Below are 13,487 nucleotides of genomic sequence, written 5' to 3' on the forward strand. Positions count from 1 at the left end.
ACGGAGCAAAAGAGCTTTGTTAGGATTTTGATATCGAACGGTATCAAAAACCGAGCGATATCTAAAAATATCGGGATTGTGAGGTGTAGGTCATGATCAAAGAAATTGCGGGAATTGTTTTGCCTGACACGAAACTGTCGAAAGAAGCGACCGAGCTAGTTCGAGAAGTATCCCCAGCTCCCATCTTTAATCATGTGCTTCGAAGCTACTTGTTTGGCGCGTCGATCGGAAATCGGATGAACAAAAAATACGACGCGGAGTTGCTGTATCTATCCGCCATCATGCATGACCTCGGCGTGGTCGAACGTTTTATCGGGGAGGCGAGGTTCGAGATCGACGGCGCGGATGCCGCTGCCGACTTTTTGACCAAACATCAATATCCGGCTGAGAAAATATCAATCGCTTGGGATGCGATCGCCCTCCATACGAGTATAGAAATTGCAGCACGTAAAGAGCCGGAAGTGGCTTTGCTTCATTTCGGCACGTTCAGGGATGCCGGATTTATTCTAGACGATACGTTGCCGCCTTCTTTTATGGAGGAAGTATACGAGGCCGTCCCGCAGCTCGGCATAGAACAGGCTTTCACGGCAGCGCTCGCGGAAGTGCTCCGCCGCAAGCCGCATACCGCTTATTTGACTTTTTTAGCGGAGATTGTCAATGAACATGTTCACGACGATGTGCATCCGAATGCATGCGATCATTTTCCATGGAAGCCACACGACAAGAAGCTTTGAGTTATTAAAGCCAAATAAAAAAACTACCGCAGCAAAAATAACTAACAGGATATTCCTTGAAGCCGACTCCCGTAGCGATGTCCGGTTATTCTCTGGTTCGAGTAGGAGATGACACGGTGTTCGGGGGACGTACCTGGGAGCGGTATTTACGAATACAGTCCCGCCGGATGGCGGCTCAATCGTCGTTCCCCGGGCGGACGCTGATCGAGGCAGGCTGCCGGATAGGCAAACCCGGCTTTGCGTGGGATCGGAAGGGCAAATTTACACTGGTAAGCTTCTGGTCAGAGGTCCCACCATATTCGATCCGTCTACCAGATTTTTTACCGAGTATAAAAGAGTCGGGTAGACGGATATCGTTATGGCCGGTGGTATAATGCACTTCAGCGTATATCGACACGACAAGCTGTTCGAATACGACCCGGCGCAGTCTTAGACGACGACCCGGGGTGGAAGCAATTCGCGTCAATTGGCCTACGAGCCGCAGACCGGTAAGCACAAAGTATGTCGCAACCCGCTCCCAGATCTCTGCATTGTTACAATTGTTCATTACAGCGGCAAGCTGTACAGAGGGACGAACCTGCCCGTACAGATGCGGAATTGCCGCTCGTCTTCGATGAGTTCACAGAGGAAGCGAAGAGGATTCTGCTGCAAGTCCCGGATTGAAAGCGATTACGGAATTGACGATCGGAACGGACGGCTCGCTGTGTGACATGGTGGAAGGATAGTATTCGCCTTCGATCCGACAGGTGCTATGTTCACTTAGCCACTTGTTCCCTGAGCTCCGTTACGGTGAGCAATCGCGGAGAAACGCCTCACTGCGATTCGACAGAGACGGCGAGCATTACAGAACCGTGCTGGGAAGGAGCCTATTCCGTTACCAACCAATAAAAGATACTGAAAGAGACACTTGTCGAAGACGGAGCGCGCTTTCTAGCCGAGGACCGCGAAGGGCGGCCTTATATTTCGGACGGGAAGACGAGAATGCTGCGATGCACGATTCGGCCGAACGACTTTAAAAAGGGGATGAAGCTTTAAAGGCCTGTTTCGTTTTTTGGTGACCATAATCATGAAGGGAATGGAGAACTTCCACAATGAAACTTTCCAAAGTAATGGGCAACTGCCTGTTGGTTTGCATGCTGGCACACAGTACGACAGCGATGGGGCCGAAGCTGGTCGACGCACAAGATGCTGCTTCCGGCGCTTACGAAATGCTCGGAACGCCGCTCAAGCGGGTAGTTGGCGTAGGAGGCGCGCCATTCGACGGCCCAGACGGGACTCCTTATATCAGCGCCTCCGTGAACGGCTCTCCGGCTCAATTCGTCTCCGTGCATGCGCTTACGCTTCAGGTGGACAAAATAATTGAAATCCCCGGGACTTCCAGCGCTCCGTCCATGACAACTGGTGCTGACGGGAACGTATACATTGGGACAACCGGCTCTGCAGAATTGTTCCGTTACATGCCGGGAAGCGCCGAATTAGAATCGCTCGGCAAACCGGTCGCGGGCGAGACGTATATTTACGGCCTGACGAACGGTCCAGGCGGCAAGCTGTATGGTGGCACTTATCCGGGCGGCAAAATGTTCGAGTATGACCCCGCTACCGGAGTCTATCGCAGCTATGGCACGCTTGTGCCGGGTGAGAAATATATTAAGGCGACCGCTTACGATGCCGAACGCGGGCTGTTTTACGTCGGAACGGGAACAAGCAATAGGCTGGTCGAATTCGATCCAGCGACCGGAGCGGTGTCCGCCAATTGGATGCCCGGGTCTTTGTCAGTCGAGGAATACCCGAACAGTATCAATCTGATCGGAGGCAAACTGTTCATCCAACTGAACAAGTCATCCAAACTCATCGTGATGGATAAGCTAACGAAGGCGATTGAATATACGCGTACAGGCGTATCGACCGATGTTATTCCATCTCCGGACGGAACGAAGGCGTATTTCTTTACCCCGGGGGACGCATTCGTGCACGCGTACGAATTTGCCACGAAGCAGACCACACCCGTGTTCCGGTTCGGCAAATATAACGGCTGGAAATCCGCCAGAATTATCCAAACCGGAACACCACAAGCGCCGGTCTACACGTTGTCTTCCTGGGCGGGCTACAATGCCGCGGTAACGTACGATTTCGCGGCGGCGAAGCAACAAGGTCAACCGATCGACGTGCCGGGTCAGCCAATCGAGATTCGTTCCATTGGGGTAGGACCGGACGGGAAGGTGTACAGCTCCGGAATACAGGGTGGTGTTGGCATCTATAATCCGGCAACCAGCGTCATGGAACCGGTCACGCTCGGAATCAGTCAAGCCGAAGGTATAACGGCTATCGGAGATGTCCTTTACTTTGGAATATACCCGCAAGCGAGGCTGGCGATGTTCGATACTTCGCGGCCGACTGGAACCGGCAATCCTGCCGAAATCGCGAAGCTGCCTGCCGACAGCTTGCAGGATCGTCCGTTCGGCATGGTAGGAGTACAGGAGCTAGGCAAGCTGTTTATGGGTACTGTGCCTCAATACGGCCAACTGGGCGGAGCGTTCATTGTCTACGATCTGGCAACGAAGGCGCTGCAAACTTACCGCAATCTGGTTCTGGATCAAAGCATTATCACGCTAGCTTACAAGGACGGCAAAGTGTATGGGGGTACATCGATCTGGGGCGCTTACGGTGCGCCGGCTCCGACGGCGACTGAAGGAAAGATGTTCGTATGGGATGCGGCCACCGGACAGAAGGAGCTGGAAATCGTCCCCGTGCCCGGGAACGAGGCTGTAACATCGTTGATCGTCGGTCCCGACGGCAACATCTGGGGGTTTGGCGAAGGGGTACTGTTTATTTTTAATACCGCTTCCCGGATGGTAACGGAAACGCACGAGGTTTTGCCGATCCGCTATACGGGCACTGTATGGACGGATGCGTTCATGGCTTCCGGAAAGGACGGTAACGTATACGGAACGGCGCGCGGCCAATTTTTCCGAATCGACGGCAAGACGAAGCAAGCTTTGATTTTGGACAACACTCGCCAGTTTTCCTATCTGACTGCAGACCGGAACGGCAATCTGTACATGCGCTCGGGTATCGAAGGCAAAAGGCATGAGCTGTGGCGGTACACGAACCCCGATCTTGCGCTGGCCTATATAATGGAACGGATCGAAGCTGCAACTGCGGATGGAAGTCTAGGGCAACCGCTCTACAAGCAGACCAGCAACGATGTACGGCAGGCTGTCCATCATTGGAAAGCCGGGCGCCGGGATCAATCCGTACACTTTTTGAACAAGGCGGTCGATGCACTCAAGCAGGGCGGCAAATGGGCAAGCGAGCCGGTAGGCTGCGGACTTGAGGCAGGGTTGATCGATATCGTCGAACTCATTCAAGGTACGCCTGAGAGTTGAAACTTTAATAAAAAGGGTGGAAGAAATGGACGATAAAAGAGTGTCAAAGGCCGTACTGCCTTTCTTGTCGCTTGCTCTCGTACTAGGCGCGTGCGGCACGGGAGGAGATGGCGATGCAGCAAAAAATATCGATTCGGCAAAGCCGGAAGTTGACAAACCGAAACAACCGGTTACGCTTACCTTTTACAATCCAAACTCGGGAGAGTTAAAGGAAGACTGGATGGCGCAATACGGAAATGCCATACAGAAGAAATTTCCACACATTACGGTCAATTACGTGCAATCCCCGGATACGAATCCGGCAGGCCATCTCGCCAATCTGCTCGCGGCACAAGAGCCGATCGACGTGATTCTCAACGCAGATACGAATCATTACCGGCTGATCACGCCTTTTAAATTCGAATACGATATGACCGAATTGATCAAGAAACACAACTTTGATTTGTCCCGATTGGAGCCAAGCGCCGTGGATGCTGTAAGAGCGCTTTCAAAGGGCGGCCTGTACGCTTTGCCGTTCAAAATGAACGTTTTGTCCCTCATGTACAACAAGGACTTGTTCGATAAGTTCGGCGTGCCGTATCCGAAGGACGGCATGACCTGGGACGAAACGTACGAGTTGGCCAAGACGATGACCCGGAAGGACGGGGAAACGCAGTACCGAGGCTTCATTACTCAATCGTACAGTATTGCCTGGATGAACCAAATGTCGCTTGGCTTTGCCGATCCGAAGACGGATAAGCCATTGTTATATAGCGATGACCGCTGGGGGCAGTTCGTGCGGAACATTAACCGGTTCTATGAAATTCCCGGAAATGCTTTTGTGGAGACGAACTTCCGCGGGGTCAGCAACGCTTTCCTGGTTAATAAAGTCGCCGCGATGTACGCATATACGATCCCGACTACGAAGCAGGACGTGAACTGGGATATGGTGTCGCTGCCGGAATTCGACAATCTTCGCGGAGTAGGCTCGCAAGCGATGCTGACGCTCGCTTATGTCGCTAGCGTCAGCAAGCATAAGGACGACGCCTTCGAGGCCATCGCCTATATGACAAGCGACGAGTACCAGGTGAGCATTTCCAGGCAGGCACTCGGTTTGCCGGTCGTGAAGACACAAGAGGTCAAAGACGCCTTTGGTCTGGAGAATCCGCACCTGCAAGGGAAAAATCTGAAATCGCTGACGAGAAACAAACCCGCTGCGCCTTTCCAGCAATCGCCTTACCAAGCGATCACTAACAACCAGCTGGAAAAAACTTGGTACCAGCTCGGCAAAAGCCAATTGGATGTAAACACCGCTTTGCGGACCGCAGCGGAGATGGCCGAGAAGGAAATTGCGAATTTGAAATCGAGTGGACAGTAGCTCCCGAATCGAATCATTTACCTTCAGACATAACGGGATCTACGGAATCACAAGTAACGAAGGGCCATGTCGCAGCTGTTCGGGGTCGATATGGTCGCTCCGAATTACTTGTCGCATATATATGGCCAAGAGCCCAAGAGCCCAAGAGCCCAAGAGCCCAAGAGCCCCTTCGTCTGACGATGAGGGGCTTTTTTAGTTAAGTACCTTATTCTCCTGGTTTTCAATCTCCTGAATCCGTGAAACTGCTGATATAATACTATTAGAAAATGGCCTTGAGGTGGAGTAAAATAGAGGAAAGGCAAGATTTTCTGGTATTTCCGAACCTCACCCCGGAGGTGCACCGTGAGTCCTGTACGTTTCCAACTGGATCAATCGCTGGGGCAGCTTACGGCCCATTCCGGTCTTGCGCTTGTGGGCTTGCTCTTATCTCATACGCAAATTGAAAACCGTTTGGCTGCACATTCCGAATTTTCGGCTGACACTCCAAGCTGCCCATAGTAACAGGCATTTCACGGATTCCGGATAAAAAATGTTTGTTCGGATTTTATCGGAATAACTGAAGGGGCGTACGCCGTAGGGGATCGGATGAAAGATCCTCAAGTTGCTGAGCGAAGTTACGTTCTTGCCTTAACCGGAAATTATTCATGCCATTGCGAAGAGGCGACTGTCCGAAGTCGAAGGGCTTCGCAAACTAGTGGAATGGGGGGAGCAGTGCCGGATCGTTCTCCCGGAAGTGTTTGCCACTGTTCCTGTCAGCGAGGAATGCTCTCTTACGGAGAAGGATCAGGAGTTTTGAGCGATTAATCAGGTGATGCGGCAGCCGGGGAGAAAAGCGGCTCCTATCGGATTGAAGTGTCGCCATCCGGCACAAAGTCAAGTCATTAATCCATCAGTCATTTATCATAAGGAGGCGCTTTTATTCGATATACATGTGTACCGCCCGGAGTGAAGCTTTTGGATACTGGATTCGGATATACGCTCTCTCTAATAGGCGGCAAGTATAAAATGATAATTATGTATTGGCTATCAGAACGTAAGGTGATGCGATTTAATGAATTGCAGCGGTGCATCGGGACCATTACCTTCAAGACGCTTAGTCTCATGTTGAAAGAAATGGAGAGGGACGGACTAATCATACGTCAAGAGTTTCCGCAAATTCCTCCCAAGGTGGAGTATTTCCTGTCTGAACGCGGCATTTCACTCTTGCCGGTGTTGAACTTGATGTGCAATTGGGGGGAGCAAAACAGGACCGAGGATTCGGGCAAATCGTAAGCGATAACGATATAGACGAAACATCTCCCGTATCGATCAAGACACGGGAGATATTTTTCTTAGAGCTTATCTAGAAAGCTCAAGTATTCGATCGCGCTTTTGTCTACTGCGTTTTCTGATGTCTCGTTTTGGATACCAGGCAGCAGTTCGCCGGGTTCACTTTCGGTCCCATAGAAGGCAAAGAACGAACGATAATCCGCTTTGCAGTATTTCTCGAAGGTGAGTTGGAACGGGACCAATATTTGCGTAAGCGGAAGGTATTTCCCCACTTCGCTGTAGTCTTCTTTCTTAACTCCGGTCGATACGCCCAACGCGACTTTGCGGTTCCTCATTTTATCCCCGTTCGAACCGTAAGCCCAGCCGTACGTTAGTACTTCGTCGAGCCATTTCTTAACCAATGGAGGGCAACTAAACCAATAAATCGGGAATTGAAGCACCAGATTGCCGTGCGATTCCACCAGCATCTGCTCACGCTCCACATCAAGGTTTCCGTCAGGGTAAGCTTGGTGCAGCTCGTGAACGGTATACTTTGCAGGGTGCAGCATTAATTCCTTTGCCCATCGCTTATGAATGACTGAGGATTCGATATTCGGGTGCGTGACGATAACCAATGTTTTCAAAGTACTCTCCTCCTTCTTTTCATCTTGAGTATACGAGCTTCATGCTTTGCGCGTAAGTACGCACATTTTTTACAAGTACTGTCATGAAGGTAAGTATTAACGCCTAAGGCGGCTATCCTATAATTACGGATAGCCGCCATTTCTTGTTGTACGTCCAGCCTTCAGCACCTCTTAATGTCGTTTCGTCAGCATGCTACGACTCAGTTTAGCTTGGATTCAACAGCTTCATCGCCGTCGGCATTACCGCCGTCAGTTCCAATATGGCGTAAGATAACGGCTGCGAGTATAGAGAGGATCGCGATGCTGACTGCGCTCGTTGCCGCTGCTACATTGAATCCCGCCGTGAAGGCTGCCTGCGCCTCCTCTAACAATCCGGGAGGCAGTTCTTGCGCTACCGAGGCTGCCCCCGCAAGGCTGTCTCCGACAGCTTTGTGGACATCCTGAGACAGCGTATCGGGTATCCGGTCGAACATCCGGCTGCGATAAATGGCGGTCGTGAGGCTGCCCAGCACAGCAATGCCAACTGCTAGACCGAGTTCCTGCACAGTCTCGGACATGGCCGAGGCTGATCCTGCCTTCTCCGCTGGCGCGGCGCCTACCACCAGATCCGTGCCTAGTGCAGCGATCGTGCCAAGACCAAGATAGACGATTGAAAACGCAGCGGTAACCAGAGCAATGCCAGATGGCTCGTTTTCGAGGCGTGCGAGCATCAAGTAGCCGATAACCGACAGTCCGAGCGCACCCGCGATCACATAGCCGGGCCGGATACGCCGCGATATCAGCGGTGCCGCGATGCCAGCGGCCAGCATAGCGAGCGCCGGCGGCCCCATCCAGAGCCCCGCTACCGTCGGCGGTAGGCTAGCGACCAGTTGTAGGTACTGAGTGACCAGCAGCATCGTTCCGCCGACGCCGATGAGGCCAACTAGGAGTACGACCAAAGCGACGCTGAACACTTTGCTAGTAAAAAGATCCAAGTCTATGAGAGGACTTTCCAGTCGGCGCTGTCGCCGAACGAACAAGACCACGAAGGCAAGACCACCAGCAATCGCAAGCGCCGTTCCGGTATCGAAACCATATTTGGCGACCTGTTTGATGCCGTATATGATAGGCAGCAGGGATAAGAGCGAAAGAGCGACGCTTAGGATGTCCAACCGCCCGTCCTGTGGCGCCTGGTATTCCGGAAGGAGAAATGGTGCGGCTACAAGTAAGATTCCGGCCATCGGCACCGCAACAAGAAAGGCAGAACCCCACCAGTAATGTTCTAGCAATAAACCGCCCACAACCGGGCCAGCCGCCATGCCGAGCGCGAACATGGTCGCCCAAACCCCAATCGCCAGCGCGCGCTGGTGACGGTTGACGAACATGTTGCTGATAAGTGCGAGCGTAGATGGCATCAGGGTTGCACCCGCCACACCAAGGGTCGCACGAGCGGCGATAAGCATGGAGGCGTTGGTCGAATAAGCCGCGAATATAGAAGCGATTCCAAAGGCTGCCGCCCCGATCATCAGCAGCTTGCGACGCCCGATGCGATCACCCAGCGTTCCCATCGTGATGAGGAAGCCGGCGATCATAAAGCCGTATGCGTCCACGATCCACAGGGCCTGTGCGCTTGTCGGCCGCAGATCGACTGCAAGTGCGGGCAACGCCAGATGCAGCAGCGTCAGGTCGAGCCCGAGTAAGATGGTTGGTAGGGAGAGAAGCGCAAGTCCAGCCCATTCGCGCGGGCCGGCGAACTTCGCGGACTGAAGCACTCGCTCCACAGTCCCTTCAGTGGTACATGAATTTGCCAAGAGAATCACTCCTTCTGGTCTTCAAAGCTTAAGTATAAGTAGTTGCTAAGCCATGGGTGACGGAATTCTCTGCCAACACAACTTCTGCTAGCACATGGACGCCTCGTATGTGAACAAGAAAGAAGAGTGGGGCATATTGAAGTTCTCGATTTGCCCGAACGGTAGCCTAACTTATAAATCGCTCCTAACCTCTTCAACCCGGTTAGAATTCCGAGAAGATACTATATTGTCTACGTCGAGTATACATTCACTGCATTGTAAAGTATAATGATTGATGATGATGTTAACATCATTTTTTCTGATGGGGGTGGAATGCTTGGAACTAAGCGACCTGAAGTTATTTCAAGCTATTGCTGAAGAAGGAAGCATTTCTGCAGCTGCAGATCGATTGGATTATGTTCAGTCCAATGTAACTGCAAGGTTGCGAAAACTAGAGGATGAGTTAGGAGTCCTTCTTTTCTATAGAAAACCTAAAGGAGTTCAGATTACAGAAAAAGGCGCGATTTTCCGTAAGTATGCCGAGTCCATTTTGCAAATGGCAGATGAGTCGATTAAAGTGCTTCAAGATCACGATGAACCGAGCGGAACATTGAAAATAGGTGTTGTTGAAACGATTACGTGTGGAAATTTTATGAATCTTATTGCTTCTTATCAGTCTCGATATGAACAAGTAACTCTTCGTTTAGAAACAGGCAAACCTATTGAATTATTGAAGAAGGTAAATAACTTTGAATTAGATGCTGCTTTTGTAACAGGTGAGCTGACTATTACAAATTTCGCTATCGATTATTTATTAACGGATGAAATTGTATTATTATCTGGCAGGGCGGTAGATGTCTCAGCTCTAACAGAGCAAAAGTGGGCGATTTCTCCAAGAGGCTGTCCTTTCAGAACGAAATTGGAACAATGGTTGAATAATCAGGGAATTGCACTGAAGAACTTTATTGAGATTAGTTCATTAGAAACGATTTTAAGCAGTGTGAGAGCTGGGTTGACTTCCACCATTTTACCCAAATCGGTTTTAAAAGGACCATATGAAGATCTATATGTGTATCCTATACCCGAATCTTATCGATTTATTGAAACAGGTCTTATCAGAAGAAGAGAAAGATATATGAGTTATGCTTACAAAGCATTTGCCGATCTTGTTAAGGAGGAAGGCTTGTAATTTGTAATGACCCCATTATTCGGGGGAAATAAGGCATCAAACTGAAAACGCTATTATGCTTACTGGCACTATTGTTCTAATGCTTTATGACGTAGTTGGGAGGTCTGCCAGCAGTGTTGGCGACCTCATCATTAGATCGGGCAGGGTTGTTATTTCATATTTCTCTATTAGTTCGACTTGATAGGATAAAAACAGCATTAGGTATAAACATAGCCTCGTATTCATTATCGTCCGCCGTGCCGAAGAGATCAGATCTGTGCTCCCTGGCATGACGCAGGCAAGAGCTTTAATGATTTTGAGCGCATTTTCGAAATCTCCAGGGTTCGCGCTAATATCCGCAAACTGGCCTGTTAATAACATGGCAAGGGCATTGTGTGGATCTATTCTTAATAAACGTATCTTCCCAGACTCCAATCATAAAATCTTCCAATGAGCTATATTTAAGCTCGAGATAAAGTTGCTCTCTGTAAAACGCCTGCGATAAGTCCCATCCAGCATAAACACGGCCAACAGTGCGCATGTCAGCAGAAGTCAACTGATTTAGTTTGCTTGAATCGAATCGGACTGCAGCCATGAGCGGTGCTTTTATTCCTTCTAGGAGCACATACGTTTGGGGCCGAGTCTTAGCAACTCCGGCAATAGGCGCAATTCGTACTGTCAATCCTTTCAAATGAAATTTCACATATACATGTACTTCTGGTTACAAGTATAGATCTGTGATATTATCAATAAAAGTGAAAGAACCTCAAAGTCACATACAATAATGTTGAAAGTAAATGGGGTTGGTATGATGGAATTCCGCCAACTGAATACGTTCCGAACGGTTGAATCAACATTACTTTTCAATCGGGCTGCGGAAGTGCTGATCTACGTCCCCTCCAACGTCACGATGCAAATAAAAGTTTGGGCAAACAGTTGGTTATCACGGCTACGGGTAAACGCTTTTTGACTTATACCTAAAGCGTCCTAGGTAAATTGGACGAAGCTCGCAGCATCGTTCATGACAATGAAATCTAATTGGCACCCTGACGATAAGTGCCAACGAGGTTCTTTGATCTTATCGGCTTCCGGTTGTCTTTCGCCTATTTCGTTCGCTAAATCCGGGGGCGCGTCTCATCTTTCGCTCCGTTCCCATTCAGCAACTGAAGCCATCCTTCTTTGAAGGAGCCGCGGATGTCGTTTTTATGTCGGATGAACCCATTCGCTCAAGCGGACTAGCAGTGGTTCCGTTGCTGGAAGAAACTTTCCGTTTGTTCGCCGCCCCAGACCATCCACTCACGCAACGAACAGATCTGCAACTGGAGGATTTTCACGGAGAAGTATTCCTAACAATGAAAGAGGTTGTACCTATCGAACCATGTTTGACCGGGGATTTGAAAGAGAGGGCGTTGATAGCATCACGTATCTGGAGTTTCAAAATGCTGAAGCCATTAAGCAATGTGCAATGGCGGGGATCGGCATTGCCTTTCTACCTGAAATAGTAGCGAAAGCCGAAGTTACATTGGGCGAACTTGTTGCTCTTCCATGGCAAATTCCGGACCTGCACGTGTATACACAGATGCTGTGGCATACAGACAAGTGGCTTTCGCCAATCATTTTATTTTACATTGAAACGGCTAGAGAGGTTCTTGCTAGGTAGGAGCTATCGATGCAATCAACATAATTTCAATGCAATCGTCAATCAGTATAATAGAGATTGCCTGATCCAGATGACTTAAAATACGCACGTAAATGGCAAAAGGAACTTTCTGCATTTTCGTTGCATGGAGGTTGAGTCGGAGAGAATGAGAAAAGGCGAACTGACAAAGGAACAGATCATTCAAAAATCGGCAATGCTGTTCAACCGACAAGGTTACAACGGCGTGTCTCTTAATGATATTACTGAAATTACAGGAATCAAGCGCGGCGGTCTCTATCGTCATTTTGCAAGCAAGGACGAAATCGCGTTGCTAGCTTACGATTATGCGGCAAACGTGGTCAAAGAGAAATTTATGCAAGCGATGGCCGCCAAACAATCGGCGACGGACAAGCTACTCGCTTTGTTTGAAATTTATGCCGACGTCGTCGATCATCCTCCCTTTATCGGAGGTTGTCCCATGCTCAATACGGCGGTGGAACACGATGACGGACATCTCTTGCTGCGTGAGAAGGCCCAGGCTACGTTCCGAGACTTTTACGGAATAGTCCAGGATTTATTGCGACAAGGAATCCATAACGAGGAATTCCGATCCGATCTGGATATCGATTCAGCAGCTTCATTTCTAATATCCGCATTGGAAGGCGGAATTATGCTTAGCAAGCTGGAAGGAAACAATAGGCATATTCGGTACGGTTTTGAAAACATTGCCCGTTATCTAAAGCTCGCCAGCTTACGTTAATTCAACCGTTTATTCCGAAACATCTGTTGCATTGGCCGAGGCCGTCGAAGAACTGCACGCTCATCGGCTGAAAAAGAAGACGTCTTTCCGAGAAAATCGTAATAGATGTCTTCTTTTTTAGCGTAATCCCGTAAGGTACTGTTGGTAGGTGGTCACTGAAGAACACCCGAGTGGCTACTTTTTGCATAATATTAGCAAAGCGATGGGTAAACGCGACGCCCAGTTTACGCTCGTTTGGATCGTCCGGTGATGCATTCTTGAGCGCGCCAACAGAAGGCGGAAAGCGTGGACGCGGCACTAAAAAGACAAAGTGCTCATCGGACTATCATTACGGACGTCAAAGGAACGACCCAGGTCAAATTCGCGATTGAAGCAGGAAGCACGATCAGCAGCGACGTAAATATGGTTCCTATCGAGCGCGGGTGAAAGAAGGGTTTCAGCATAAAAGTCAAAGAGTTAAATCCGATCAAAGAGACCGGATCACCTACAATGATGCATCTCAAACGTCACGTCAAAGCCTATCATGGTCTCGACGCGAAGCGCCTCCGTCCTACTTAAATGGATTTTGCTGTCGCTTAATCGCCGCAACTTCCAGAGGCGAGGGGTTCACCGCCTTCTTTCTTGTTGCGCTTCTAACCCCTCAATAACCTATTCTTTAGCGAGATGATCAGATAATTTTATTTGAAGCCTGTTTCGAGGCTTGTTTGTCATGTATATTTTTGAATGCGCATACCAGTACCGTAACCATAATATCCAGTTAATGTTGAGTTGCTCCTCTGTAG

General features: G+C 49.7%; 8 protein-coding genes and 3 pseudogenes. 8 read left to right on the top strand and 3 right to left on the bottom strand.

The window, feature by feature from the left end:
• Positions 1-92: 92 nt before the first annotated feature.
• The 4 genes from AC3Y2E_RS34145 (at position 93) to AC3Y2E_RS34160 (ending at position 6,749) form a co-directional block, all read left to right on the top strand.
• Entirely contained in the window at positions 93-734 is a 642-nt protein-coding gene (locus AC3Y2E_RS34145; protein ID WP_379217828.1) for an HD domain-containing protein, read from the top strand.
• A gap of 1,091 nt (positions 735-1,825) precedes the next feature.
• Entirely contained in the window at positions 1,826-4,120 is a 2,295-nt protein-coding gene (locus AC3Y2E_RS34150) for an FIMAH domain-containing protein (RefSeq protein ID WP_379217830.1), read from the top strand.
• A gap of 25 nt (positions 4,121-4,145) precedes the next feature.
• Entirely contained in the window at positions 4,146-5,477 is a 1,332-nt protein-coding gene (locus AC3Y2E_RS34155; protein WP_379217832.1) for an ABC transporter substrate-binding protein, read from the top strand.
• 918 nt (positions 5,478-6,395) lie between these two features.
• On the top strand, positions 6,396-6,749 hold the full coding sequence (locus AC3Y2E_RS34160; protein ID WP_379217842.1) for a winged helix-turn-helix transcriptional regulator: 354 nt from the start codon (positions 6,396-6,398) through the stop codon (positions 6,747-6,749).
• A 59-nt stretch (positions 6,750-6,808) separates the two neighbouring features.
• Here the strand turns inward: AC3Y2E_RS34160 and AC3Y2E_RS34165 are convergent, their stop codons facing one another.
• Positions 6,809-7,369 carry an NAD(P)H-dependent oxidoreductase gene (locus tag AC3Y2E_RS34165; protein WP_379217834.1) on the bottom strand — a complete coding sequence of 187 codons (561 nt, stop codon included), beginning with the start codon at positions 7,367-7,369 and terminating at the stop codon, positions 6,809-6,811.
• Positions 7,370-7,569: 200 nt separating this feature from the next.
• Entirely contained in the window at positions 7,570-9,129 is a 1,560-nt protein-coding gene (locus tag AC3Y2E_RS34170) for an MFS transporter (protein ID WP_379217837.1), read from the bottom strand.
• 337 nt (positions 9,130-9,466) lie between these two features.
• Between AC3Y2E_RS34170 and AC3Y2E_RS34175 the strand changes: the two genes are divergently transcribed.
• Positions 9,467-10,327: a LysR family transcriptional regulator gene (locus AC3Y2E_RS34175; RefSeq protein WP_379217844.1), complete on the top strand. Its 861-nt coding sequence runs from the start codon at positions 9,467-9,469 to the stop codon at positions 10,325-10,327.
• A 154-nt stretch (positions 10,328-10,481) separates the two neighbouring features.
• On the opposite strand, the pseudogene AC3Y2E_RS34180 reads toward AC3Y2E_RS34175, so the two are convergent.
• Positions 10,482-10,979: pseudogene (locus AC3Y2E_RS34180) on the bottom strand (alpha/beta hydrolase family protein); the annotation flags it as partial.
• A 138-nt stretch (positions 10,980-11,117) separates the two neighbouring features.
• On the opposite strand from AC3Y2E_RS34180, the pseudogene AC3Y2E_RS34185 reads away from it, so the two are divergent.
• The 3 genes and pseudogenes from AC3Y2E_RS34185 to AC3Y2E_RS34195 all read left to right on the top strand — a co-directional run.
• Positions 11,118-11,966: pseudogene (locus AC3Y2E_RS34185) on the top strand (substrate-binding domain-containing protein).
• Positions 11,967-12,111: 145 nt separating this feature from the next.
• Positions 12,112-12,705: a TetR/AcrR family transcriptional regulator gene (locus tag AC3Y2E_RS34190; RefSeq protein WP_379217839.1), complete on the top strand. Its 594-nt coding sequence runs from the start codon at positions 12,112-12,114 to the stop codon at positions 12,703-12,705.
• A gap of 181 nt (positions 12,706-12,886) precedes the next feature.
• Positions 12,887-13,013 (top strand): annotated as a pseudogene (locus AC3Y2E_RS34195) (IS1595 family transposase); the annotation flags it as partial.
• Between the last annotated feature and the right edge of the window lie 474 nt (positions 13,014-13,487).

It is taken from the genome of Paenibacillus sp. MAH-35 (assembly GCF_058135425.1).